This window comes from Blautia wexlerae DSM 19850 (assembly GCF_025148125.1).
GTDB classification, from domain to species: Bacteria; Bacillota; Clostridia; order Lachnospirales; family Lachnospiraceae; genus Blautia_A; species Blautia_A wexlerae.
On sequence record NZ_CP102267.1, the window covers coordinates 2,314,806 to 2,340,411 of the forward strand.

General features: G+C 43.3%; 20 protein-coding genes, 1 tRNA gene, 1 pseudogene and 1 other annotated feature. Of the genes and pseudogenes, 6 read left to right on the forward strand and 16 right to left on the reverse strand.

Features of this window, described 5'->3' with window-relative positions:
- Positions 1-4: 4 nt before the first annotated feature.
- The 6 genes from NQ550_RS10820 to NQ550_RS10845 all read right to left on the reverse strand — a co-directional run bounded on the left by NQ550_RS10820 (position 5) and on the right by NQ550_RS10845 (position 9,107).
- On the reverse strand, positions 5-2,518 hold the full coding sequence (locus NQ550_RS10820; protein WP_172730326.1) for a methyltransferase domain-containing protein: 2,514 nt from the start codon (positions 2,516-2,518) through the stop codon (positions 5-7).
- A gap of 460 nt (positions 2,519-2,978) precedes the next feature.
- Complete coding sequence (gene pflA / locus NQ550_RS10825; protein WP_243099998.1) at positions 2,979-3,734, reverse strand: pyruvate formate-lyase-activating protein; 756 nt, start codon at positions 3,732-3,734, stop codon at positions 2,979-2,981.
- 3 nt (positions 3,735-3,737) lie between these two features.
- Positions 3,738-5,993 (reverse strand): formate C-acetyltransferase, encoded by a 2,256-nt coding sequence (gene pflB, locus NQ550_RS10830; protein WP_020993932.1) that lies wholly within the window; start codon positions 5,991-5,993, stop codon positions 3,738-3,740.
- 405 nt (positions 5,994-6,398) lie between these two features.
- Complete coding sequence (locus NQ550_RS10835) at positions 6,399-8,054, reverse strand: 2-isopropylmalate synthase (RefSeq protein ID WP_025579023.1); 1,656 nt, start codon at positions 8,052-8,054, stop codon at positions 6,399-6,401.
- 94 nt (positions 8,055-8,148) lie between these two features.
- Positions 8,149-8,412 (reverse strand) — a binding site (T-box leader).
- A gap of 88 nt (positions 8,413-8,500) precedes the next feature.
- Positions 8,501-8,574 (reverse strand) — tRNA-Pro (locus tag NQ550_RS10840).
- Between the two features lie 164 nt (positions 8,575-8,738).
- Positions 8,739-9,107 (reverse strand): hypothetical protein, encoded by a 369-nt coding sequence (locus tag NQ550_RS10845; RefSeq protein WP_025579022.1) that lies wholly within the window; start codon positions 9,105-9,107, stop codon positions 8,739-8,741.
- Between the two features lie 285 nt (positions 9,108-9,392).
- On the opposite strand from NQ550_RS10845, the gene NQ550_RS10850 reads away from it, so the two are divergent.
- Positions 9,393-10,607 carry an IS110 family RNA-guided transposase gene (locus tag NQ550_RS10850; protein WP_025581337.1) on the forward strand — a complete coding sequence of 405 codons (1,215 nt, stop codon included), beginning with the start codon at positions 9,393-9,395 and terminating at the stop codon, positions 10,605-10,607.
- A 236-nt stretch (positions 10,608-10,843) separates the two neighbouring features.
- Here the strand turns inward: NQ550_RS10850 and NQ550_RS10855 are convergent, their stop codons facing one another.
- Positions 10,844-12,085 carry a DUF1015 domain-containing protein gene (locus NQ550_RS10855; protein ID WP_022381423.1) on the reverse strand — a complete coding sequence of 414 codons (1,242 nt, stop codon included), beginning with the start codon at positions 12,083-12,085 and terminating at the stop codon, positions 10,844-10,846.
- 258 nt (positions 12,086-12,343) lie between these two features.
- On the opposite strand from NQ550_RS10855, the gene dpaL reads away from it, so the two are divergent.
- The 4 genes from dpaL to arcC all read left to right on the forward strand — a co-directional run bounded on the left by dpaL (position 12,344) and on the right by arcC (position 17,575).
- The gene (gene dpaL / locus NQ550_RS10860) at positions 12,344-13,573 is read left to right on the forward strand and encodes a diaminopropionate ammonia-lyase (RefSeq protein ID WP_025581113.1); all 1,230 of its coding nucleotides are present in this window, start codon (positions 12,344-12,346) and stop codon (positions 13,571-13,573) included.
- A 145-nt stretch (positions 13,574-13,718) separates the two neighbouring features.
- A complete protein-coding gene (locus tag NQ550_RS10865) occupies positions 13,719-15,029 on the forward strand; it encodes a YgeY family selenium metabolism-linked hydrolase (RefSeq protein WP_025581111.1) in 1,311 nt (436 codons plus the stop codon).
- A 206-nt stretch (positions 15,030-15,235) separates the two neighbouring features.
- Positions 15,236-16,429 carry a knotted carbamoyltransferase YgeW gene (gene ygeW / locus NQ550_RS10870; protein WP_008703264.1) on the forward strand — a complete coding sequence of 398 codons (1,194 nt, stop codon included), beginning with the start codon at positions 15,236-15,238 and terminating at the stop codon, positions 16,427-16,429.
- Positions 16,430-16,630: 201 nt separating this feature from the next.
- Positions 16,631-17,575, forward strand: a complete 945-nt coding sequence (gene arcC, locus NQ550_RS10875; protein ID WP_008703267.1) for a carbamate kinase — start codon at positions 16,631-16,633, stop codon at positions 17,573-17,575.
- On the opposite strand, the gene NQ550_RS22845 is transcribed toward arcC, so the two are convergent.
- Complete coding sequence (locus NQ550_RS22845; protein ID WP_368221856.1) at positions 17,511-17,786, reverse strand: DUF6783 domain-containing protein; 276 nt, start codon at positions 17,784-17,786, stop codon at positions 17,511-17,513. The two genes, arcC and NQ550_RS22845, sit on opposite strands and share 65 nt — an antisense overlap.
- On the opposite strand from NQ550_RS22845, the gene NQ550_RS22850 reads away from it, so the two are divergent.
- Complete coding sequence (locus NQ550_RS22850; RefSeq protein WP_416386337.1) at positions 17,719-17,859, forward strand: DUF6783 domain-containing protein; 141 nt, start codon at positions 17,719-17,721, stop codon at positions 17,857-17,859. The genes NQ550_RS22845 and NQ550_RS22850 overlap by 68 nt on opposite strands.
- On the opposite strand, the pseudogene NQ550_RS22855 reads toward NQ550_RS22850, so the two are convergent.
- The 8 genes and pseudogenes from NQ550_RS22855 to NQ550_RS10920 all read right to left on the reverse strand — a co-directional run bounded on the left by NQ550_RS22855 (position 17,851) and on the right by NQ550_RS10920 (position 25,605).
- Positions 17,851-18,614 (reverse strand): annotated as a pseudogene (locus NQ550_RS22855) (IS5 family transposase). The gene NQ550_RS22850 and the pseudogene NQ550_RS22855 sit on opposite strands and share 9 nt — an antisense overlap.
- 246 nt (positions 18,615-18,860) lie before the next feature.
- Complete coding sequence (locus NQ550_RS10890) at positions 18,861-19,547, reverse strand: nucleotidyltransferase family protein (RefSeq protein WP_025578694.1); 687 nt, start codon at positions 19,545-19,547, stop codon at positions 18,861-18,863.
- Between the two features lie 6 nt (positions 19,548-19,553).
- On the reverse strand, positions 19,554-20,270 hold the full coding sequence (yqeC, locus tag NQ550_RS10895; protein WP_025578692.1) for a selenium cofactor biosynthesis protein YqeC: 717 nt from the start codon (positions 20,268-20,270) through the stop codon (positions 19,554-19,556).
- A complete protein-coding gene (gene yqeB / locus NQ550_RS10900; protein ID WP_025578691.1) occupies positions 20,230-21,108 on the reverse strand; it encodes a selenium-dependent molybdenum cofactor biosynthesis protein YqeB in 879 nt (292 codons plus the stop codon). Before yqeB ends, yqeC begins: the two co-directional genes overlap by 41 nt.
- Positions 21,105-21,605: a xanthine dehydrogenase subunit XdhC gene (gene xdhC, locus NQ550_RS10905; protein ID WP_025578689.1), complete on the reverse strand. Its 501-nt coding sequence runs from the start codon at positions 21,603-21,605 to the stop codon at positions 21,105-21,107. The genes yqeB and xdhC overlap by 4 nt, the downstream gene beginning before the upstream one ends.
- The gene (xdhB, locus tag NQ550_RS10910) at positions 21,602-22,486 is read right to left on the reverse strand and encodes a xanthine dehydrogenase subunit XdhB (protein ID WP_025578688.1); all 885 of its coding nucleotides are present in this window, start codon (positions 22,484-22,486) and stop codon (positions 21,602-21,604) included. Before xdhB ends, xdhC begins: the two co-directional genes overlap by 4 nt.
- Before the next feature lie 15 nt (positions 22,487-22,501).
- Complete coding sequence (gene xdhA, locus NQ550_RS10915; RefSeq protein WP_025578686.1) at positions 22,502-24,775, reverse strand: xanthine dehydrogenase subunit XdhA; 2,274 nt, start codon at positions 24,773-24,775, stop codon at positions 22,502-22,504.
- Positions 24,776-25,113: 338 nt separating this feature from the next.
- Positions 25,114-25,605, reverse strand: a complete 492-nt coding sequence (locus tag NQ550_RS10920) for a 4Fe-4S binding protein (protein WP_025578684.1) — start codon at positions 25,603-25,605, stop codon at positions 25,114-25,116.
- Position 25,606: the final 1 nt, after the last annotated feature.

Sequence of the window (25,606 nt, forward strand, 5' to 3'; positions counted from 1 at the left end):
TTTCTCAATTATTACATTTATTTTTTTCGCCGCAGATCAGGAACATAGGGGTTGGATTATAAAACTCATCTTTCTTTGTATAAATTCTGCTGCTGATACCCAGATCAATGGAGAATCTGTTGATACCCAGTTTTCCCAGTGTCTCCAGATCCCAGGCAGGGCGTACATAGGAACTGATAGGAAGCTGGCGTTTAATTTCCTCGCATTCCTGCATCATGGCATCGCCTACTGTAAAATGAGCATGATTGGCAGGCAGATCAGCAGTATCTGAGAAATCATCTGCACCATAATTGGCATCTGCGTTGATCAGGATTCCTCCCATTTTCAGCACACGAATCCATTCTTTATATGCTCTTGCTGCATCCGGAAGTGTCCAGGTAAGATTTCTGGACACGATCACATCAAAGGTACCATCAGGAAAATCCGGATTTTCCGCATCCATTACTTCAAACGTACAGGAGGCATTCTCTTCTTTTGCCAGTTCCCTGGAATGAATGATCATATCCGGTGTCAGATCGATTCCTGTAACTTCATGTCCCAGTTTTGCTAAAAGAATGGAAAAGAAGCCAGCACCGCATCCCACATCCAGGATCCTTAATTTTCCATCAGGAAGAAAAGTCCCGATCTCTTTCAGCCATTTATCAGCCATATCACTGTGAAGCTCAGCTCTTCTCTGTTCCATAAAACTGTCGCTTCTTTTCGCCCAGTAATTTGTGATCTTTTCCTTGCGTTCATCCTTTCTTCTGCTGAAACTGCCATATGCGATCATCGGACCATCCTTAATAACCTGAAGACTTCCCGCCTGATATAGAACCACTCCATTTAAATCGGATAAACTTGTCTCCAGAATATTTCCCTCATAATCCTTAACACAGCCAAGATACTCTCCAACCTTAATGATATCTCCCGGTTTTTTGGCAGGATACCACAGCCCGGATACACTGGCAGACTGATAACGCACATCTTCAATTTCCATGGGATAATAATTACTGTAACTTCTCATGCCATCGTAAACACCCAGCGCACACAGAATATTACGCACATCTTTTCTTGTAGAATGAACCTCCTCCGGACTCCAGCCTCCCATCTGGCCACGTTCGATCAGAACACTGGGAATGCCACATGCGGCAGCATAATTGTAAGAACCACCGGATGCCACATTAGACTTTACCATATAGGGAACATCTGCCTGCTCTGCCATCTTCCTTGACATCTGAACCACATCTTCATCTGCACATCCGGCATAGTAAATATAAGGCGTAAGCTGCTCATAATCATCCCCGCTGTGAAGATCAATATAATAATCTGCTGCACTGTGAAGCTTCTGAACCACCTCATATGCCAGACGGTCCATCCTGGTTCCATTCGGATTTCCCGGAAATACACGATTCAGATTCTTTTCATCCTCCAGGCAGACACTGCCGCTCCTCTCCTCAAATTCCTTCCTGCACACAGTCTTGACCAAAATCACTCTTCCATGGATCTTCTCCGGTTTCAGCTTATCCGCAAGCTCAACAGCAGCCTGGATTCCCACATATTCTCCTCCGTGGACCGCAGCGGTGATCAGAACTGTCTTTCCGGGATGAGAACCGCAGATTACTGTATAAGGAAGCGAAAACTCACCTCCGCCCAGTCTCAGAAATCCACTCTTTTTCATACCCGGAGCAGCACACAGCATGGCATCCTCCAAATCTCTTTTCCTGTCATATCCGCCATCAGAATCACCCATTCCATCATTCTCGGACCAGACGTTTTTCTCTTCCTTCACAGCGCTGATCATAAACATCGGCGTAGAATGATAATTCAGCTTCTCTTCCTGACTCCACACCCGCTGCCAGATCCCGGTATCCACTGCAACAGATTCAAACCCGTTCTCCTTCAGAAACTTCCTGTCCCAGGACGGTCTGTTAATAGAAGAAAGAGGCATCTGCAGTGCAATCTTCTCCATTCTGTCAATATCCGTACAGAGATAATGATCATCCAGATGCTCACTCTCCACACTCTTTCGGTCTTCCTCATAAGACAGGCGTTTCTCCTCATCATAAAGATAACCGTACCAGTTTGCATCGAAATTAAGAAGCTTTCCGCCGGGTTTCAGTACACGACACCACTCTTCATAAGCTCTCTTGGGATCCTTCAGATTCCATGTCAGATTCCTGCTGATCACAACATCAAACACATCATCCTCAAATTCCAGATTCTGAGCATCCATCTTATAAAAAGAAATCCGCTCACAAAGATTACCGGCATTCCTCTTCGCAGTATCCAACATCTCCTGTGTATAATCAACAGCAGTCACCTTATATCCCGCCTCAGCCAGAATAACAGGAAAAAATCCAGGTCCTGTTCCGATATCCAAAATCTTAATCTCATCCTTCGCTTTCTCCGGGAACTGCCCTTTCAACACCTCAAGCCATGCCCCCTTCTGCATCCCATTCAATTCCTTATGATTAACTTCAGAATACCCCTCAGCCCGGGTAGTCCAGTAACTCTCAATCTCCGATAATAAATCCTTCACCTTATGCCAACCTCCATGCATGCAATTTATAATCATATATGACCAAAATTATATCAAATCCACCCTCCCCCCAACAAGCCCTCCCGGGGGATATATTTCACGTCTCAATTCATTTTTATATAAACAAAGTCCTTCTTATAATTCACACTCCACCTTGTATTATATCTTAACCAAAACCAGCGAAGCAGGCGTATAGTTGTACCGGATGCATTTGCAGGCATCTTAGAGATTCTTAGTCCTCGGAAATCTGCGTTATGAGACGAAAAGTCCCTTGTCTGAGCGACAGCGAGTAATTCCGGACTTTTCGTCTCATGCTTTTAGCGGATTTTCGAGGGCTTAGAATCTCTTAGATGCCGAAACCGTATCCGGTACAACTATACGCCTGCTTCGCGTCCCCTTTTTTAAACAAATAAAGCTGCCACACCCCCAAAAAGAGGATATGACAGCTATATATTTTTACTCAGATAGCTCCAAGAATCTTCCGGGCATTATCAATCCTTTCCTGCGTCGGAGGATTAACCCCCTCCAGTGGATAAGAAAGCCCCAGATTCTCCCATTTAAACTTACCAAGCGTATGATAAGGGAGCACCTCCACTCTCTCCACATTGGAAAGAGTATGGATAAAATCAGCTAACCGGTGCAGATATTCATCCTTATCACTTCCGCCCGGCACAAGCACATGACGGATCCATACAGGTTTTTTCATATCAGAAAGTTCCCGCGCCATCGCAAGAATATTCTTATTGGAATGACCGGTAAGCTTAATATGCTCCTGCTCGTCAATCTGCTTGATATCAAGCATTACAAGATCTGTATACTTCATAAGCTCCAGCCATCCGGAATGCCATGGTTCCTGATCAGTGAAGGGATTTCCACTGGTATCAAGATTCGTATGCACACCCTCTGCCTTTGCCTTCTTAAAAAATTCTGTAAGAAAATCCATCTGAAGCAATGGCTCACCACCGCTTACAGTGATACCGCCTTTGCTGCCCCAGTAGCCCTTATAACGTAAAGCTTTCTTAAGAAGCTCATCTGCCGTATAAAGCTCTCCCTGCTTCATCTTCCAGGTATCCGGATTATGACAGAACTGACATCTCATGGCACAGCCGCTTAAAAAAATCACATATCTTACTCCGGGTCCGTCAACGGACCCGAAGCTTTCTAAAGAATGAACATAGCCTTTTATCTGTTTATTATCCATTATATCATCATCCATTAATTACATTCTGTCGTGGCAGGTTCTGGCAATAACGTCTAACTGCTGCTCTCTTGTAAGGTCGATGAACTTAACAGCATATCCGGATACACGGATTGTGAAGTTTGCATACTCTTCTTTTTCCGGATGTTCCATAGCGTCGATCAGTTTCTCTTTACCAAATACGTTTACATTGAGGTGATGAGCACCCTGATCAAAGTATCCGTCAAGTACATGTACCAGATTCTCTGAACGCTCGTCATCACTGTGTCCCAGAGCATCAGGATTGATTGTCTGAGTATTGGAGATACCGTCAAGAGCATCTTCATAGTCAAGCTTGGCAACAGAGTTCAGGGAAGCAAGAAGACCGTTCTGCTCTGCACCGTAAGATGGGTTTGCGCCAGGTGCAAGAGGTTCCCCTGCTTTTCTTCCATCCGGAAGAGATCCTGTAGCCTTACCATAAACAACGTTGGAAGTAATAGTAAGGATAGATGTGGTTGGCTTGGAATCACGGTAAGTATGGATGTGTTTCAGTTTCTCAAGGAATGTAGACAGAAGAGTTGTTGCAATCTCGTCTGCTCTGTCATCATCATTACCATAACGTGGGAAGTCACCCTCAACCTGGAAATCTGTTGTAATACCGTCTTCATCACGGATAGCTTTAACTTTTGCATATTTGATAGCGGACAGGGAGTCTACTACATGAGAGAATCCTGCGATACCTGTTGCGAAAGAACGCTCAACCTTTGTATCGATCAGAGCCATCTCTGCTGCTTCGTAGTAGTATTTGTCATGCATGTAGTGGATCATGTTCAGTGTTCCGACATACAGATGAGCCAGCCAGTCCATCATTTTGTCATATTTTGCAATTACTTCATCATAGTCAAGATATTCAGAAGTGATCGGCTGATAGTTTGGTCCTACCTGCTGTTTTGTCTTCTCATCAACACCGCCGTTGATCGCATAAAGAAGGCATTTTGCAAGGTTTGCACGAGCGCCGAAGAACTGCATCTCTTTACCTGTCTCTGTAGCAGATACACAGCAGCAGATGCTGTAGTCATCGCCCCATACCGGACGCATAACATCATCATTCTCATACTGAACAGAACTTGTTGTAACAGAAATATTTGCAGCATATTTCTTGAAGTTCTCAGGCAGTCTTGAAGAATAAAGTACTGTAAGGTTTGGTTCCGGAGCCGGTCCCATATCTTCCAGTGTGTGCAGGAAACGATAGTCGTTCTTTGTTACCATGGAACGTCCGTCCTGTCCCATACCTGCTACTTCCAGAGTTGCCCATACCGGGTCACCGGAGAATAACTGGTTGTAAGAAGGGATACGTGCAAATTTAACCATACGGAATTTCATTACCATGTGGTCAACAAGCTCCTGAGCTTCTTTCTCTGTAAGAGTTCCGTTCTGAAGATCTCTTTCAATATAAATATCAAGGAATGTGGAAATACGTCCGACACTCATTGCAGCACCGTTCTGAGTTTTGATGGCTGCAAGATATCCGAAGTACAGCCACTGGAAAGCTTCTCTTGCATCTTTGGCCGGTTTGGAGATATCATATCCATAAGATTCAGCCATAACTTTCATGCCTTTCAGAGCACGGATCTGATCAGCGATCTCTTCACGAAGCTGGAAGTCATAACGTCTCATACCCTGACGGTCGCATGCTGCGAAGTCTTTCTGTTTTCCTTCGATCAGAGCGTCGATTCCGTACAGAGCCACACGTCTGTAGTCGCCAACGATACGTCCACGTCCGTAAGTATCCGGAAGACCTGTAAGGATCTTGTTGTGACGTGCTACTTTCATCTCAGGTGTGTAGATATCAAATACACCCTGGTTGTGAGTTTTAAATTCATAGTTGTGGAAAACATCTTTAATCTTGTCACTTACTTTATATCCGTAAGTTTCACAAGCCTGCTCTGCCATTTTGATACCGCCGTATGGCATGAAAGCACGTTTCAGAGGTTTATCTGTCTGAAGACCAACAACTTTTTCAAGGTCTTTTGTTTCTTCATCAATATATCCGGGACCATATGCTGTCAGAGATGTAACTACCTCTGTCTCCATATCAAGAACTCCGCCTTTGGCACGTTCTTCTTTCTGAAGTGCCTGGAGCTTGCCCCACAGTTTGTTTGTAGCTTCTGTAGGTCCTTCCAGGAAAGAAGCATCACCGTCATATGGTGTATAGTTCATTCCAATAAAGTTACGTACATCGATTTTTTCTTTCCAACGGTTGCCCTTAAAGCCATTCCACTGTTCGAAATTTTTCATTCTTTTACCTCTTTCTCTAAAATATTTCCGCGCATTTCTCACTGGCCTGGAGTGAGATAATAAAATGTAAATTGTACTTATTTAGGACACTTTTCTGTCCACGCTGTCAGTATACGTAAACATGAGTGTTATGTCAATTAATTTCCTTTATGATTTTAATTAAATACAATTCTGATAGCTTTTCATCGGAGTTTGCTTCTTTATTGTACTTTATCGCGTACATTAAGACTTTCTTGTATTTTTATAAATACAAAAAAATACCGATCAGGAAGTCCTCTGGACAATCTGACCGGTATCTGATTTTTGATATTTTATGTAAACTATATTATTCCCTGCCAAGCGGATATTAGCCTGACCTGCAGAAGTCAAAAAACAGCAGGAAAAAATCGGGCGTGTCGGAACAATCTAACGGTTATTGATCGCTGTTACAAGTGCATCAATAGATGCGCGAATGATATCCGCGTCTACGCCTGCACCCCAGGCAAGGGTTCCATCCGGCTTTTTGATACCGACATAAGCAATAGCTTTGGAACTTGAACTGCGCTCCAGCGCATGCTCCTGATATGTTTCCAGGGAATATTTCAGCTCATATGCCTTCTTCAGTGCATTGCTGACTGCATCAAGACGTCCGTTACCGGATGCCTCTGTAGTGATTGTCTTTCCGCGGAAAGTAGAGGTAACTTTTGTTACAATACCGCCATCTTTCTGCTGGAAATGTACTTCATTGATGCTGTACGGTTCTGTGATATTCTCAAAGGTCTGTTTAAACAGATTGAAAATTTCGTCAGGATGAAGCTCTTTATGTTTGTGGTCTGAAACAGCTTTTGTGGCATATCCCATTGCCTCACGCATTTTCGGAGGAAGGTTAAGACCGAATTTGGTCTCAAGGATATATCCCACGCCACCTTTACCAGACTGGCTGTTGATGCGGATAACATCTGCGTCATAATTTCTTCCCACATCTGTCGGATCGATCGGAAGATACGGAACATTCCAGTGATCCGGATCCTTGTCATCTCTCCAGTGCATACCCTTGGCAATTGCATCCTGATGAGAGCCGGAAAATGCGGCAAATACAAGTGCACCACTGTACGGACTTCTTTCGCCTACTTTCATTCCGGTACATTCTTCATATATTTCACAAATATGCGGCATATCAGAGAAGTCAAGTTTTGGATCTACACCCTGAGAATACATATTCATACCAAGTGTAACAATATCTACATTTCCGGTACGCTCACCGTTTCCGAACAGAGTACCCTCGATTCTGTCTGCACCTGCAAGTAATCCCATTTCAGAATCTGCAACACCGCATCCTCTGTCATTGTGCGGATGGAGAGATACGATTACATTCTCGCGGTATTTCAGATTTTCACACATATATTCTACCTGGCTTGCATATACATGCGGCATGGAATGCTGTACAGTTACAGGCAGATTGATGATGCATTTGTTATCTGCTGTAGGCTGCCATACATCAAGAACTGCATTGCATACTTCCAGAGCGTATTCCGGTTCTGTGCCTGTAAAGCTTTCAGGGCTGTACTCAAACTGGAAATTTCCTTCTGTTTCATCAGCCAGTTTCTTTAATAATGCGGCACCATCCACTGCAATCTTTAAGATTTCTTCTTTGGATTTCTTAAACACCTGTTCTCTCTGAGCTACAGAAGTGGAATTGTACACATGTACAATTGCCTTTGGTGCGCCTTTGACAGCTTCAAAAGTTTTGCGGATGATATGCTCTCTGGCTTGAGTCAGAACCTGAATAGTTACATCCTGTGGAATCAAATTCTGCTCGATCAGGGTACGCAGAAATTCATATTCTGTTTCAGAAGCAGCCGGGAAACCTACTTCAATTTCTTTGAAACCGATTTTTACAAGAAGTTTAAAGAATTCAATTTTCTGTTCCAGACTCATCGGAATCACCAGTGCCTGATTACCGTCACGAAGGTCTACAGAACACCAGACAGGTGCTTTGTCCACATATTCTTTTTCTGCCCATTTCATGCATTTAACAGGCGGCATAAAATACTGTCTCTGATATTTGCTTGGATTCATCATTTTTTCTTCCTCCGTTATGTAAATATTATGTTTGGACTGTGGGGATTGACTGTAAAAAGACATAAAAAAATCTTCCATCTCCACAGACTTATCTGCAAGAGACGAAAGATATTATCATCTTACGCGGTACCACTCTTATTTATGAACAATGTCATACACTCATGGGATACGGAATCTCCGGATATCCGGTATTCTTATATCCTCTCCATATAACGGTGGAAACCGTCTGCACCTACTCTTGTATAATTTCAGGCAGCTGCTCAAAGGCGAGTTCCACAATTTCCTTCCACTGCTTCTCAGCAACCAGCAGTTCTCTGTGCTCCGGTCCGGGTGTACTATTCCTTATCATTGCATTTTACTTATAACTTTATTTGGCTTTTTTAAAATGAACATACGTCTGAATCATTCATTGTAAATATACTACAAACGATTTAACCATATGTCAGTCGGGGCAACAGGATTTGAACCTGCGACCTCACGGCCCCCAGCCGTGCGCGCTACCAAGCTACGCCATACCCCGTAACGCAAGTTAGTATAACAAATTATTTCTGTGATTTCAACTGTTTTTTGAAAAATTTACAAAAATTATACAAATTTAGCAGGAAGAAATTTCATGTACTTTTTTATGTTATAAAATTTCTTCCTGTTTATCCTATGTACAAGCCTTACAATCATCTGTTACAGTTACGCTGGCATGATGGCTTTTTCCAAATTGTCTACACGCATATCCAGTTCAAAAACTTTCTCTCGAGTTTCCTTATTCTCCTTTCTATAGCGAAGCTCATCCATACGTGCATCAAATAGGGCAGATATTTTTCTGTCAATTTCATTTTCCAGTTTGAGTTCTATAGTTTTTACGCTTCCCTTGAGTTGCACAATATCTGATTTCATGTTCGTGATATCTGCCTTCATGTTCGTGATATCCGTCTTCATGTTTGCAATATCTGTCTTCATATCTGCGATATCGTTCTTTACATCGGACATATCATTTTGAAAACCGGCAATGCTTCCCTGTATAGAAAAAAGGATATTTCTCAATTCCGCATCTTCCACATTCTTCCCTCCTCCTAATATATAAGTGTAGGGTTTCAGTACCCAACAGCCAGTTGGGACTTAATCCTCTCATTGTTTAAGCTGTATAATGATTAGGCATCGGTCTGACGACACCTCCTAGGACCATTGGCGTCCGTACGAAAGCCTGTCAGCCAGCCTGTCATTGCAGCCGTTCGATTTATGCAGGTTGAACTACTACTTCACGTTCGTTTGATACCCCAGGAGATTGAATAGGCAATGAGAAATGCTGGAATCCATGCAAATTCACTTTTGGAGGTACGTAGAATGTACAACGCAGTAGGTATTGATGTTTCAAAGGGTAAAAGCACCGTTGCAGTCCTGCAGCCTGGCGGCACTGTGATCCGCAAGCCCTTTGATGTCTCCCACACATCCCAAAACCTCAATGAACTGGCAGATTATTTGAGTTCATTAGACGGCACCACAAAGATCGTTATGGAGTGTACGGGTAGATATCATGAGCCTATGATAAAGGCTCTATCCGAGGCTGGATTGTTTATTTCCATTGTAAATCCTCACCTGATTAAAAACTTTGGCAACAACTCCCTGCGCAAGGTGAAATCGGATCCGGCGGATGCCCGCAAAATTGCCCGCTATACGCTTGACAACTGGACGGAACTGCGCCAATATTCAGGTATGGACAATACACGTACTCAGTTAAAAACTTTAAACTCTCAATTCAGCTTCTTTATGAAACAAAAGGTTGCCGCAAAAGCAAATCTGATTGCACTGTTGGATAATACTTATCCTGGTGTAAACAAACTCTTTGACAGCCCCACCCGTGAGGACGGGAGTGAAAAATGGGTTGACTATGCTTATTCTTTCTGGCATGCGGATTGTGTCCGCAAGATTGGGTTAAAGGCATTTACAGAACGCTACATGTCTTTCTGTAAGAAGCACCACTATATCTTTCAGCAGGACAAGCCAGAAAAACTGTTTAATGCCTCGAAGGAGTTGGTTGCCGTCTTTCCAAAGGAGAAGACTTATAAGCTGTTGATCCAGCAAAGCATCCAGCAGTTAAATCTTGCCTCCGAACATGTAGAACGACTCCGCAGGGAAATGAACGAACTGGCATCCACACTTCCAGAATACAGCACCGTAATGGGCATCTATGGCGTTGGGAAAACCTATGGTCCCCAGCTCATCGCTGAGATCGGCGATGTATCCCGGTTTACCCACAGGGAAGCACTGACCGCCTTTGCGGGCGTAGACCCCGGTGTTGATGAATCCGGCCAGCACAAGTCAAAGAGCAACAGGGCTTCAAAGGTCGGATCCGCAAGGCTGCGCAAAACATTGTTTCAGATCATGACAACCTTGTTGCAAAATGCTCCTGAAGCCGATCCGGTGTACCGTTTTCTTGACAAAAAACGGTCTCAGGGAAAGCCTTACTATGTCTACATGACAGCCGGAGCGAATAAGTTCTTACGCATTTACTATGGTAAAGTCAAAGAATGTCTGCGGAACTTAGAACAGACAGAATAACACCCTTTTCTATATCACCACTTTCAAAGCCGGCATTTCTGGCGGCTTAAAAGTTATGCACAAAATATCAAATCGGATTTTTGAAATTTTCTTCAAAAAAACACTTGACTTTTTATTAGCAGGCTTTCGTTATAGTACGTCTCGTTCTCTTTTGTATGGAACCAATTGTACCATTGAAGGAAGAAAAAGTCTACAGCGAAATTATTATAATATTTTTATAAGACATCTTCGGCAAATTATAACTTATGTATAAACAGCCCACTCCGAAGCTTTGGCTCAAACCAGGTGGATTTTGGAGGCATTAATTTGTTTTCGTCTGCAATCTTCATCAGGTCTTCCATAGATGTCGGGTACATGACAAAGGCTACACCGCCGGTTCTGTCCGCAATCTCTGCCAGCTCTGCTGCCTTATGGCTTCCGCCCACAAAGGAGATTCTCTGGTCTGTGCGCGGATCTTCGATTCCCAGGACTGGTCTGAGGACTTTTTCCTGAAGAATGGATACATCCAGCTGTCCGACCACGTCCTTCTTTTCATAGATATCCGGCCATGCTTTCAGGTGATACCACTGTCCGTCCACATACATTCCCATACAATGCTTCTCTACAGGCTTGCATGGAAATCCCGGCATCAGCATCAGTTCAAAGTTGAACTTCAGGGCGCCCAGAAATGCCTTTACAGTCAGGCCGTTCAAATCTTTTACAATCCTGTTATAAGGAAGAATGCAGAGCTGGTCATAGGGAAATACAACAGACAGGAAATAATTAAACTCTTCCTCCCCTGTATATCCCGGATTCTGTTCTCTTCTCTTTAAACCTACTTTTACAGCGGAAGCTGCGCGGTGATGTCCATCTGCGATGTACAGAGAATCAATCCCTGCAAATTCCTTATTTATTTCAGAAATGACCTCATCTTCATCAATCACCCATACTCTGTGTGTGATCTGATCCTCTTCTGTAAAATCATATGCTGCTTCATGATGATCTTTCCAGTTATTCATCAGTGTAAGCAGAGAATCCGGATATCTGCATGCCAGAAAAATAGGACCGGTATTTGCATTACAGGAATCTACATGGTGGATCCTGTCCTGTTCCTTATCTTCTCTGGTAAGCTCATGTTTCTTCACTACACCATTCATATAATCATCAATGGAACTGCATCCTACGATACCGGTCTGTGTCTTTCCTTTTCTTACAAGTTCATATATATAGTAACAGGCCTTCTGATCCTGAACAAGAATTCCCTTTTCTTCCATATTGTCAAGATTTTCTTTTGCTTTTTCATAAACCCGATCATCATACAGATCCGTCTCAGGTTCCAGATCCATTTCCGGTCTGTCAATATGAAGAAAGGACAGGGGATTCTCATCTCCGATTGATTTTGCTTCTTCCCGGTTTACCACATCATATGGAAGTGCTGCCACATCAGCAGCCTTTTCCGGTGTAGGTCGAAGTGCCCGGAATGCATGAAATACTGCCATAATATTTTCTCCTCTTCTGTATCTTTTGTATTGCTCTTTTATACCCACTTTACTGTCTATCCTGTAAAAATAAAACGAACATTACTCATTATTTTATCATATCCAAATCCTTATATCAATGTACAAATTATGAAACCTAATTTTTTTTTGAAAAACCTAAAAATTTTTGTATTTTTCTATTGCAATTTTTAAAATATATGGTATGATAGAATCACAAGTTAAGGAAACCAAATGATAATTTTTAAGGGAGGTCATTTTATGACAGAAGGATTAAAATGGACTGTAAACGAGGTTCCGAAATCAGATGATAAACACCTGGAACTGATGTCCGAAGAAAATGTAAAGAAAGCAAATGAGTTCCACAGAAGTTTCCCACAGTACAGTGTGACGCCTCTTCAGAACCTTTCATCCCTTGCGAAATATTTAGGAGTAAAAAATATTTTCTGTAAGGATGAATCCTATCGCTTTGGCTTAAATGCTTTCAAAGTACTTGGAGGTTCTTATGCAATGGGCCGCTATATCGCAAAAGAACTTGGACGTGATATCAGCGAGCTGCCATACAATGTTCTCTCTTCTGATAAATTAAGAGAAGAATTCGGACAGGCTACATTCTTTACTGCAACAGACGGTAATCATGGACGTGGAGTTGCATGGGCAGCTAACCGCCTTGGACAGAAAGCAGTTGTAAGAATGCCTAAGGGAACAACAAAGACCCGTTTCGATAACATTGCCAAAGAAGGTGCTACTGTTACGATCGAAGAAGTAAACTATGATGACTGCGTAAGAATGGCTGCAGCAGAAGCTGCCAAAACAGAACATGGTATCATCGTTCAGGATACCGCATGGGACGGATATGAAGAAATTCCATCCTGGATCATGCAGGGATACGGAACACTGGTTCTTGAGGCTGACCAGCAGTTAAAAGAAATGGGTGTTGAACGTCCGACACATGTATTTGTTCAGGCCGGTGTTGGTTCTTTAGCAGGTGCCGTAGTCGGTTATTTCGCTCATAAATATAAAGATAACCCGCCGGTTATGGCTGTCTGTGAAGCAAGTGCTGCTGACTGTCTGTACCGCTCCGCTGTTGCAAAGACAGGAAATCTGGTAAATGTTACAGGTGATCTTCAGACAATTATGGCCGGTCTTGCATGCGGTGAGGGAAATACGATCGGATGGGATATCCTGAAAAATCACGTAGATGTATTTGCATCCTGTCCTGACTGGATGAGCGCAAAGGCAACACGTATCTACGCTAATCCACTGGGAGATGATCCACACGTTGTCTCCGGTGAATCCGGTTCCGTTCCGCTTGGTTTCTGCTTCACTGCTCTTCACGATGAAGATGCAAAAGACTTAAAAGAAGCGCTGAAACTGGATGAGAATTCCGTAGTACTTGTTATTTCCACAGAAGGTGACACTGATCCTGTTCGCTACCGCGAGATCGTATGGGACGGATTATACGGAACAAACGAATCTTTAAGCAAATGATGTTTTTGGTGAACACAGACAGGTAAGTGGTATGGTTATCTCGAAAATGATATACCAGTAACTAATAATATGATATCAGATTAGGGGCAAAATACCTTTTGACCCTAACATCATAATATTTTATACATATTGGGAGGGTAAAAAAATGGATTACGCAAAAATTAACGAAGCTGCAATGGGTTATAAGGATGATATGACTAAGTTCCTTCGCGATCTGGTTCGCATTCCTGGCGAAAGCTGCGGAGAAAAAGGACATATCATGAGAATCAAAGAGGAAATGGAAAAAGTCGGATTCGACAAAGTTCAGATCGATCCGATGGGCAATATCCTCGGCTACATGGGAACAGGTAAAACTCTCATTGGTTTTGACGCTCATATTGATACAGTCGGTATCGGTAATATCAAGAACTGGGAATTTGATCCATACGAAGGTTTCGAATCTGATGAAGAAATCGGCGGACGTGGAACATCTGACCAGATGGGCGGTATTGTTTCTGCAGTATACGGTGCTAAGATCATGAAAGACCTTGGTCTTTTAAACGATAAATATCAGGTACTTGTGACAGGTACTGTACAGGAAGAAGACTGTGACGGTCTCTGCTGGCAGTACATCATCCATGAAGATGGTGTTCGTCCTGAATTCGTTGTTTCCACAGAACCAACAGACGGCGGTATCTACAGAGGACAGCGTGGACGTATGGAAATCCGCGTAGATGTAAAGGGTGTTTCCTGCCATGGTTCCGCTCCGGAACGTGGTGACAATGCAATCTACAAAATGGCTGATATTCTCCAGGATATCCGCGCATTAAACGAAAACGATGCTGCTGATACCACAGAGATCAAAGGTCTTGTAAAAATGCTTGATGAGAAATACAACCCTGAATGGGAAGAAGCACGTTTCCTTGGACGTGGCACTGTTACTACTTCCGAAATCTTCTTCACATCCCCAAGCCGCTGTGCAGTAGCTGACTCCTGCTCTGTATCTCTTGACCGTCGTATGACAGCAGGCGAAACATGGGAAAGCTGCCTGGATGAGATCCGTGCTCTTCCGGCTGTACAGAAATATGGCGACGACGTAACAGTATCCATGTATGAATACAACCGTCCGTCCTATACAGACCTTGTATATCCGATCGAGTGCTACTTCCCGACATGGGTAATCCCGAAAGATCACAAAGTAACACAGGCTCTGGAAGAAGCATATAAAGGACTGTACGGCGAAGAGCGTCTCGGAAATGCTGAGACAGAAGGCATGAGAAAAGCTCGTCCGCTTACAGACAAATGGACATTCTCTACTAACGGTGTAACAATCATGGGACGTAACAGCATTCCTTGTATCGGATTCGGACCTGGTGCAGAAGCACAGGCTCATGCTCCGAACGAAAAAACATGGAAGATCGACCTTGTAAGATGCGCTGCTGTATACGCTGCTCTTCCAACTGCATACTGCAAATAATAAATAAATTTTCAAATTTTTTTAGGCGACGGATTTCCTATCATCCTAAAGGCTTAATATGTGTCCGGACAGAATCCCTGCTGTAACAGGCAGGGACACAAGATAAACAGATACAGCCGGATAACCGGTGTTCTGCCAAACGCAGAGATTCAATTATTTCATATCAGGAAAGGATAAGCTATCAAAGCATAGCAGGTATTGATTTTATGAAAACATTACAGGATTACATTGATAAATTAAACAGCTTAAACTTCAAAGAAATGTACAACAACGATTTCTTTTGGACATGGGACAAAACAGATGATGAACTGGAAGCTGTTTTCACAGTTGCTGATGCTCTCCGTTTCATGAGAGAGAACAATATCTCCACAAAAGTATTCGAGAGTGGTCTTGGAATCTCTATCTTCCGCGATAACTCCACACGTACACGTTTCTCTTTTGCTTCCGCATGTAACCTTCTTGGTCTGGAAGTACAGGATCTTGATGAAAAGAAATCTCAGATCGCTCATGGTGAAACTGTTCGTGAAACAGCAAACATGGTGTCTTTCATGGCTGATGTGATCGGTATCCGTGATGATATGTACATCGGAAAAGGACATGCTTACCAGAAAGAATTCATGGAAGCTGTTACAGAAGGAAACAAAGACGGTATCCTTGAGCAGAGACCTACTCTTGTAAACCTTCAGTGCGACGTTGACCATCCGACACAGTGTATGGCAGATATGCTGCACATCATCCATGAATTCGGCGGTGTTGAGAATCTGAAAGGCAAAAAGATCGCTATGACATGGGCTTACTCTCCATCCTATGGTAAACCACTCTCCGTTCCGCAGGGCGTTATCGGTCTGATGACACGTTTCGGCATGGACGTTGTTCTTGCTCATCCGGAAGGATATGATGTAATGCCGGAAGTTGAAGAGATCGCCAAAAAGAATGCTGAGAAAAACGGCGGATCCTTCACAAAGACAAACGATATGGCTGAAGCTTTCAAAGATGCTGATATCGTATATCCAAAGAGCTGGGCTCCATTTGCAGCTATGGAAAAACGTACAGACCTTTATGCAGAAGGCGACTTCGACGGAATCGATAAATTAGAGAAAGAACTTCTTGCACAGAATGCACAGCACAAAGACTGGGCCTGCACAGAAGAACTTATGAAAACAACAAAAGACGGAAAAGCTCTTTACCTGCACTGCCTGCCGGCTGATATTACAGGTGTAAGCTGCGAAACAGGTGAGGTTGACGCTTCTGTATTCGATCGTTACAGAATCCCGTTATACAAAGAAGCAAGCTTCAAACCATACATCATCGCTGCTATGATCATGCTTTCCAAATTTGAAAATCCACAGGATATCCTGAAGAAACTTGAAGTCAAAGCAGCTCCAAGAATCCTGAAATAATCAGGCGCAGATTAACAGTTGGATTGCAGTAATATTCCAGCTGCTTTCAAACAGATATTTAATTTTGAAAGCAGTTTCAGAATTTAAATATATTGAAAAATAACACTCATCATATTGTATAGCAGGCGGGGCTGTCGCAGAAAGCACACAATCTTTATTGCGGCGGCCCTCTTTGCCTTTAAAATCAGGAGGTTTTTACAAATGTTTACAAGAAAAAGAATCGTTATTGCGCTCGGTGGGAACGCTCTGGGAAATACTCTCCCGGAACAGATGGTAGCTGTAAAAACTACTGCAAAAGCATTATGCGATCTGATCGAAGAAGGTCATCAGGTTGTTGTTGTACATGGAAACGGGCCACAGGTTGGCATGATCAACAATGCCATGTCTGCTCTCTCCAGAGAAGATGAGAATCAGCCAAACACTCCTCTCTCTGTCTGTGTTGCCATGAGCCAGGCTTACATCGGATATGATCTGCAGAATGCTTTGAGAGAGGAACTTCGTATCAGAGGATTTGTCCGCACACCTGTTGTCACTGTTGTCACTCAGGTTCGTGTAGATCCTAATGATCCTGCTTTTGAAAATCCATCCAAACCCATTGGCAAATTCCTGACAAAAGAGGAAGCAGACCATCAGGCCAAGGCATATGGACATATCATGAAAGAAGATGCAGGGCGTGGTTATCGTCGTGTAGTTGCATCTCCAAAGCCTGTTGAAATCGTTGAACAGGATGCGATCAACAGTCTTGTGGATGCAAATAAAATCGTTATCTGCTGCGGTGGCGGCGGAATTCCCGTTGTTCTTAACGGACATCATCTCAAAGGTGCATCAGCAGTTATTGATAAGGATTATGCAAGCTGTCTCCTGGCCAAAGAGCTGGATGCAGATATGCTTATCATTCTTACAGCAGTGGAGAAGGTTGCTGTAAACTTCGGCAAGGAAAACGAAGAATGGCTGGATGACATCACTGTAGATGACGCTAAGAAATATATTAATGAGGGACAGTTTGCCCCAGGTTCCATGCTCCCGAAAGTTCAGGCTGCCGTTGATTTTGCAAGCTCCAAAGAAGGAAGAACTGCCATGATCACTTTACTTCAGAAAGCCAAAGACGGTATCCAGGGAAAAACCGGAACCAAAATCCATCTTTAATCTGTTCAGCAGATATCTTATTATATATCAGCTGTTTAATACTGATATATATAACTGCCACATATTCAGGATATCTGCTATATAGCGAAATAATTGCGCAAAAAAAGTTCCGGTGACCTCGCCCGGAACTTTTTTTGTGATGAGTGGACCAGAGTGTCTGGAAAATCATTCCTGCAATCTGCACGCCCCACTTTTCGGTATATTTTGACATACATCTTGCGGAAAGCATTTTTCAGACACGCTCTAGAGCGTGTCTGAAAAACATTTTAAATTGTTTATTTTAACCAAATTAATATTGAGGCGATACAAATAAATCCCAAGTAGGTTGCAGCTAATTTGTCATAACGTGTAGCGATTCGTCGGAATGCTTTTAATTTCAGAAAATACTTTTCTACTAAATGGCGTTCTTTGTATAACCACCAATCACAATGACGTTCAAATTTAGCTCCCTTTCGGGATGGAATGGTTGGCTCTCCACCGCGTGCGTACACATAATCAAGCAATTTATTACTGTCATATCCTCGGTCAGCTAACACATTGCTTCCGTTTATTTCAATTTGATCGAGCAAAGGGATTGCATAATTGATATCATTACGCTGTCCCTCACTGATCATTAAATAAACTGGATATCCATAGGCATCTACTACCGCATGGATTTTGGTCTTTGGCTCCTCCACGACTATGCCCGATTTCATTTGAAGGCCCCCTTTTTTTGCACCGGCACTATTTGGTGCGCCTGGATAATAGAAGCATCAATGGATAATTCTTCCAATTCTGCTTCAAGACTTAAAATACGGAAAATATTATCAAGGATACCATCATCGATCCATTTTCGGAATCGGCTATAGACAGTTTTCCATGAACCATAACGTTCAGGAAGATCGCGCCAAGGTGCCCCACTACGTGCAAGCCATACAATTCCATTCATAATGATACGATTGTCTTTCCTTGGACGTCCTTGTTTTCCAGTATTTTCAGGAGGTAATAAAGGTTCAATGCGAAGCCATTCTTCATCAGTCAACTCATATCGTCTCAACATAGTGAACACCCCTTTTTCTTTATTTTATCATGAAAAAGGGAAATAAAACATGCGTTTTGTGCAATTTTTATTTTTCAGACACGCTCTAGTACATCGTTTTCGAAATAACTATACCACTCACTTGTCTGCGAATCCGATTGCACAGGTCTAAAAGCCTCAGCGTAGCCCGCTACGCCTGCGTTTTTATACCAGCACACTCGAATCCGCATCCTACGCGATTGGTATAGTTATTTACGAAACGATGTACTAGTGGACTGCTATAGATTCATAATAATCAATATCTTCCAGTTCCCTGCCTGCTGCAATCTCATAAATCTGCGTATCATCCAGATGTTTCATGATCACTTTTTTACCGCCTTTATCCCCTTCCAGAGAAAGCAGCTCATTGTAATATTTCCTGTCAAAAATACATGGATTTCCCATTTTCCCCTGACAGGAAACACAGGCGATTCCTTTGGGAGTGTTTAAAAACACATGGATCAGTTCACAGATTGTCTCACTGGTAAGCCAGGGCTGATCAGACACAGTAAAAAGCACTGCATCTGCATCCAGGCTGGCATTCAGACCGATTTTTACAGAGGAAGAAATTCCATCTTCCGGATGGGGATTATACAAAACCTGTATTTCCTTTGTTTTCACTGCTTCTGCAATGGCATCATATTGAGTAATAACAATAATATTACAGATTATTTTTGCTGTAATATTATTTCTGTACAGGTTATTTAACTGAACAATATCTGAATTATTATCATTATTATTATCCTCTGTAATATCTGAATATTCCGAATAGATATTTTCTATTTTCTTCTTTGTATCATCCAGTTGTTCCAGCACATGTCGATACATAGGTATTCCGTCTATTTCATATAACAGTTTATTTGCCCCAAAACGGCGGCTGTTTCCAGCCGCCAGCATGATCATTGCAATTTTCAAAATAATTTATTCCTCCAAAAGGCTTCCGTAAGCCGCTACTGTATTCTTCATTTCCAGTTTCTCAACAATGTACTCTGCAGGTTCTTTCTCTCTGAGTATATCTGACTTGTTCAGATACACTCTGTATACTCTTTCTTCCACATCCTTAAAAAGTCCGCAGATAGAAGTCGCAATCTTTACAATATCTTCTTCAGTGATCGGAGCTTCCAGACTTTTCCTGAGAAATTCCGAGGTACGTTCCATACGGTAAGCACTCTGACTGATTGGCTGCCCCAGACAGTCCAGCCCGATCACACTGATCACAATGTCCGCACATCTTGGGATTACAGGCTCCCATTTCTCTGGGACTTTTACCGGATGATGCTTTGCTCCGTCCGCTTCCACAAGCATTACATCGCACAATTCTCTCAGTTCTTCCAGTTTTTCTTCTGTCAGAGACGCATATTTACCGGTGTCCTCCTCATATTCCGCAGCAATCACATATCTTTCTTTGTCCAGAAGTTCTTTTACCCTGACTGCATCTCCGCCCCTGGCAAACGGAAGTTCAGACTCTCCTGCCATATGGGTGGTCGTGGTAATGATCACTCTCTTTCCCTTATCGATCAGTTCATCTGTAAGACGGTAGATCAGGCTGGTCTTGCCGCCGCCGCCAACTACAGCAATCACAGGGTATTTTTCATAATCAATCTGCAGCAATTCCAGAAAATCGACCTGGTGCTTCATATGGCATCACTCCTTCTGAAAGCAGGATTTCCAATACACTGCCGGCAATACAGCGGGCTTTGTCGGAAATCGTGAAACAGTTTTTCTTTTGTTCTTTGCGCGGATCAATATCTGCAATTTTCATCCCCTTCGGCACTGTAAATCCATCTCTGATCATGCCACGCAAAACTCCTGTAAGAGAAGCCCTGACAGGTGTATCTCCGATCCAGGCAAGGACCTGATCCTTCTCCACGATATCTGCAATCTTTGAGATACAATGGATTTCCCCTGAAACAGGAGCATGGAGCACGCGCTCTTTTCCAAATCCTCCAATGATACCCGGAACTCCTGTGTTTGGCATAGCAGCGCCTTTTGTGATGATCCTGGCAAGATTGTGGCCTCTCATAGTCTCCACTACATAATCCACATCCTCACCTGCCACAAATCCCGGTCCAAGACCAACGGTTAGATCTGCCATCTCTCTGGTGGTTCCAAGATTCTTTTTTGCAAGAATTGCATCTATCAGTGCTGCAGGTCTGTATTTCTTAAGGACAGTTCCTTCTGTGTCTGCCATAAGAGGAATCTCCCCGGCTTTCCAAACTGCCTCGCATTCCTCTACACTGTCAACTTTTCTGCAGAGAACTCCTTCCACAGAAGACTGCCCGTCGTAAACAGCCTCGCAAAAAGAAACCATTCGCCTGATCGCAGTGGGTTTCTCACATTCCAGTACCAGAAGACGGTAGCCGCATCGGTATAATCTGTGGATCGTACCGCTGGCCAGATCACCGCCACCTCTTATTATTACAACATTTTCCGGTTTATTGTCAGATTTTGGGACATTTGTGTATCTGTTTGTCATCTTACTGTCTTTCCTCTTCTTGTCTCATTTTCATCCATTACTTTTTCCACCGCATTTACAATGTTCTCATAACCTGTGCAGCGGCAGAGATTTCCTGCCATATGTTTCCGGATCGCATCTCTTGATAATTTCTCTCCATGTTCCAGTAAAACAGTGGCAGACATGATAAATCCGGGAGTGCAGAAACCGCACTGTATGGCACCTTCTTCGATAAATGCCTCCTGAATCCTGGTAAGTTCTCCGTTTTTCTCCAGACCTTCCAGTGTACGGATATTTTTACCCTCCGCCCAGACTGCCAGATAAATACAGGAGTCAATAGTCTCTCCGTCTATGATTACTGTACAGGCACCACATTCTCCTACTTCACAGCCATTTTTTACAGAAGTCAGTCCAAGGCGGTTGCGAAGCATATCAAGCAGTGACTCCCTTACATCTACATATTCTTCAACTTCTCTTCCGTTTACTGTACATCGTACAAGCTGCATCTGCTTTTTCATATGCGGTCACCTCCTGCAAGTTCTACGGTACGTCTCAATGCCCGTGCCGCAATTTCTCCGCCGATCTGAAGACGAAATGCCCTGGATGCTCTCCAGGAATCTCTCGGATTGATTTCCTCCCGGATCAGCTGTGCTGTCTTTTCATACAGGCTTTCTTCTATCTTCATGCCCTTCAAAGCCTCTTCTGCCTTTGTGCAGCGGTACGGAACCGGAGCTGCAACTCCAAAGGTAATGCGCACATCTTCTATCACTCCTGCCTGTTGATCTACCTTGCTCACCACACTACAGCTGATCGTTGCGATATCCATGGCATTTCGCATGGAATACTTAATATAATGACCATGATACCCTTCATATTCTTTTGCAGGAATGATCACATAGGTCAGGATTTCTCCCTGCCGCAGATCCACCCTGCCGGGTCCAAGATAGAAATCTTTTACAGGTACAAGACGGCCTTCCTTTCCATCTTCCAGCCTCAGCAGTGCGTTCAGGGAAAATACGGTCGGTGCACTGTCCGCACTGACTGCTCCGTTGCAGATGTTTCCACCGATAGTACCAATATTTCGTACCTGTGGTCCTCCTACCTGATCTACAGCCTCGCCAAGAACCGGAATATATTTCCTGATAATTGCATCACTTGTTATATGTGAGAAGACAGTTCCGGCACCAATATAAATATCTCCGTTATCCGCCATTTTTACACCCTGGATTTCTTTGATCCCATGGATGCTCACCAGAGAAGTTCCGGCAAATTTTCCCTCCCGGATTTTGATCAGCACATCACTTCCTCCGGAAATGATCCTGGCATCCGGATGTTCATTCAGTAATCTCACAGCATCTTTTACACTTTCAGCCTGATAATAGTTCTCAATATCGTACATAAAATCCCCTCCCCTCTAAATAAGTCCGGCCCTCATAAAGCCATCAATCAGTCTCTGTGGTGTCAGAGGATTTTCATTAAAGGCTACACCTGTTGCATGAAGTACTGCATTACGGATTGCCGGTGCACCCGGAATTGCCGGCGGTTCACCCAGTGCTTTGTTTCCGAAAGGTCCAATCGGATCATCAAGTTCCACAAAATCCGCCTTGATATCAGGAGTATCCATCATTGTCATCAGTTTATAGTCCAGCAGGGTTCCGTTCAGTGGTCTTCCTGTTTTCTCATCCAGAATGAGCTGCTCCGACAGACCGTATCCCATTCCCATAGACATACCGCCCTGTACCTGCATTTCAGCCAGTTTCGGATTAATAAGCTTACCGCTGTCATGCACATTAATGATATGAAGGATTTTGATCTTACCAAGCTTTATATCAACTTCTACTTCAGCAAAGCAGCATCCTGTGGCAATCGTATTTTTCTTTACCTGCTCGGAAACCTCTGCTGTAATAACAGAAGAATTGCCAAGACTGTAATAACTCTCCAATGCAAGATTTCCAAGAGATATTGCAGGATCCTTTCCTGCCATGATCCATCCATGATCAAGCCTCAGTTTCCTTGTCTCTTCAGGCAGCAGCTCTTTTGCATAAGCCAGAATCTTTTCCTTCAGAAGATTTGCGCAGTCTTTAACAACTGTTCCTGTTACAAACGACTGTCTGGATGCATAGGCACCGGTATCAAATGGTGTTACATCAGTATCCTGGACCGTCTGGATATGAACATCACTGATATCCATATTTAAAATCTCAGCCGCCATCTGGGAAAATACCGTATCAGCACCCTGACCGATTTCAGTAGCTCCCAGCATCAGGCCAACACTTCCATCTTGATTCAGAGTCATTCTTGCACCTGCAATTTCCAGTGAAATCGGCCATACACCTGTCTTATAGGAGAAAAGTGACATTCCGACACCTCTGCGGATATTACCTGTCTGTTTTGTATATTCTTTTCGTTTTTCTTTCCAGTGGATATAATCTGCACCTTTTTCCAGACATTCAAAAATCCCGTTGGTGTTTGCTGCGATCGGCTTCAGGTAAGCATCCTCATAATATCCTTTGATAAGATTTTTCTTTCTGAACTCCAGAGGATCCATCCCGATCTCTTTTGCAATATCATCCATAAAGCACTCAATTGCAAAACATACCTGCGGAATCCCGTATCCACGCATCGCTCCGCCTACCGGTGTATTCGTATAGACAGTATATGCCTCTCCTTTGATATTCGGACATGCATACTGCAGCCTCCAGGCAGTCAGGCCATTAGCTGCTATGGCGTGTCCATGGGAGGCATATGCTCCCTGATTGGAAATAGCCAGCATATCCTTTGCAAGAAGATGCCCCTCACTGTCAACACCTGCCGTCAGATCATATTCAATAGAATGACGGGTTCTGGTGTTGCAGAAAGTTTCCTCTCTGGTTATATCGAGTTTGACCGGTCTGCCGCCAACCTGCGTGGTAAGAAACGCATTTAACGGTTCATACAGCACATCCTGCTTATTTCCGAATCCTCCACCTATGTATGGCTTAATGACTCTGATCTTTCCCCATGGGATTCCAAGAGCCTGCCCGATCACACGCCGGACAATATGCGGAATCTGAGTGGAAGTCACAACTATGATCCTGCCATTTTCCATGTATGCACAGGAAATCGGATTCTCAATGTGGCAGTGCTGCACGATCGGGGTTTTATAACTGCGTTTTATAACTGTTTCGGATTCCTTCAGCCCTTCTTCCACATTTCCGATAAAGTAATTGGAACGGACAAGTACATTGTCCTTTTTATCAAAATGGATTGGCGGTTTGCTTCCATACATGGATTTACGCGGATGGATTTCTACCGGATATTCTTCATATTCAACTTCGATCAGGCGCAATGCCCTCTGGGCTGTGATTTCATCTTCTGCCACTACAGCAGCAATATCATCTCCGTAATAACGGACTCTTCCGGTAAGGATATTGCGGTCTGCAACATCCTGATGTGCCAGCTCCACAGACCAGGGATGTCCCGGCGTAGGATAACAATGATTCGGTACGTCTTTAAAAGTAATCACTTTTACTACGCCGTCCAGAGCCTCTGCTTTACTGGTATCGATTGATTTTACGATACCGTTTCCGATCTTTGCGTGATAGATTTTTGCCACCAGACAGTTGGCAGGAACCAGGTCATCAGTAAATTTTGCACGTCCTGTAACTTTGTCATAGGCATCTACTCTTGGAACACTCTTTCCAATCATGTTTTCACCTTCTCTGTATTTATTTTTGGTTATTATATAGAAGGAGCCGGACACACCCCAAGGTATCTGTCTGTTCCCCTCAGGACTTATGTCCGGCTCCGAACCATGCTACTTTCCTTCGCTTTTTTCTGACATCAGGCGAATTTACTTTTTATTTGCATAATTGTTATCTGTTTTCTGATTTGAGTATAGCATATTTGGATATGAAATTGCAATCTTTTATTCAATTTTTACGTATTATTTTCCTATTAACGAAGTTGTCTGATTGGGTTACTGTTCACTGAGAATATCCTTTGTAATGTATTACTAAGAACAAAGTGAACAGTAACCTGATTTACTTAACGTATTTCTGTCAATATTCCATACAGGTCATGGATAACGTGTCTTGGGCATTTCACTGCGCACATACCACAGCTCAGACATATGGATTCCTCGATCACAGCACAGTTGTCTTTTACTTTTATCGCACCGGCTGTACAGGTCTTCTCGCAGATTCTGCAGCCGATACAGCTGACGTCACACTGTTTCTTTGCTTCTGCACCTTTTTTCTTATTGGAACATTTTACCACAATGTAGTTTGCACACTCATGAACATGGATCACTTTCTGTGGGCAGACTTTCGCGCAGGCACCACAGCCAATGCATTTCTCCTCATCCACTTCCGCCACACCATACTCATTGATGGAAATGGCTCCGAATTTACATTTATCTATACAGGCTTTACATCCGATACATCCATCTGCACAGCCGGCCTCACCTTCGGCTGATCTGCACCCCCCATTACATGCAACTACAGCCGCGCGATATGGAAATTTCTTCTTTACTGCCATA

Excerpts from the sequence above, each read along its gene's own strand:
- NQ550_RS22845 (WP_368221856.1), bottom strand. The coding sequence starts at position 17,786 with ATGTCAAAATATACCGAAAAGTGGGGCGTGCAGATTGCAGGAATGATT.
- xdhA (WP_025578686.1), bottom strand. The coding sequence starts at position 24,775 with ATGATTGGAAAGAGTGTTCCAAGAGTAGATGCCTATGACAAAGTTACA.
- xdhC (WP_025578689.1), bottom strand. The coding sequence starts at position 21,605 with ATGAAAAAGCAGATGCAGCTTGTACGATGTACAGTAAACGGAAGAGAA.
- xdhB (WP_025578688.1), bottom strand. The coding sequence starts at position 22,486 with ATGTACGATATTGAGAACTATTATCAGGCTGAAAGTGTAAAAGATGCT.
- NQ550_RS10865 (WP_025581111.1), top strand. The coding sequence starts at position 13,719 with ATGGATTACGCAAAAATTAACGAAGCTGCAATGGGTTATAAGGATGAT.
- ygeW (WP_008703264.1), top strand. The coding sequence starts at position 15,236 with ATGAAAACATTACAGGATTACATTGATAAATTAAACAGCTTAAACTTC.
- NQ550_RS10920 (WP_025578684.1), bottom strand. The coding sequence starts at position 25,605 with ATGGCAGTAAAGAAGAAATTTCCATATCGCGCGGCTGTAGTTGCATGT.
- yqeB (WP_025578691.1), bottom strand. The coding sequence starts at position 21,108 with ATGACAAACAGATACACAAATGTCCCAAAATCTGACAATAAACCGGAA.
- dpaL (WP_025581113.1), top strand. The coding sequence starts at position 12,344 with ATGACAGAAGGATTAAAATGGACTGTAAACGAGGTTCCGAAATCAGAT.
- yqeC (WP_025578692.1), bottom strand. The coding sequence starts at position 20,270 with ATGAAGCACCAGGTCGATTTTCTGGAATTGCTGCAGATTGATTATGAA.
- arcC (WP_008703267.1), top strand. The coding sequence starts at position 16,631 with ATGTTTACAAGAAAAAGAATCGTTATTGCGCTCGGTGGGAACGCTCTG.
- NQ550_RS10835 (WP_025579023.1), bottom strand. The coding sequence starts at position 8,054 with ATGATGAATCCAAGCAAATATCAGAGACAGTATTTTATGCCGCCTGTT.
- NQ550_RS10855 (WP_022381423.1), bottom strand. The coding sequence starts at position 12,085 with ATGGCAGTATTTCATGCATTCCGGGCACTTCGACCTACACCGGAAAAG.
- pflB (WP_020993932.1), bottom strand. The coding sequence starts at position 5,993 with ATGAAAAATTTCGAACAGTGGAATGGCTTTAAGGGCAACCGTTGGAAA.
- NQ550_RS10850 (WP_025581337.1), top strand. The coding sequence starts at position 9,393 with ATGTACAACGCAGTAGGTATTGATGTTTCAAAGGGTAAAAGCACCGTT.
- pflA (WP_243099998.1), bottom strand. The coding sequence starts at position 3,734 with ATGGATGATGATATAATGGATAATAAACAGATAAAAGGCTATGTTCAT.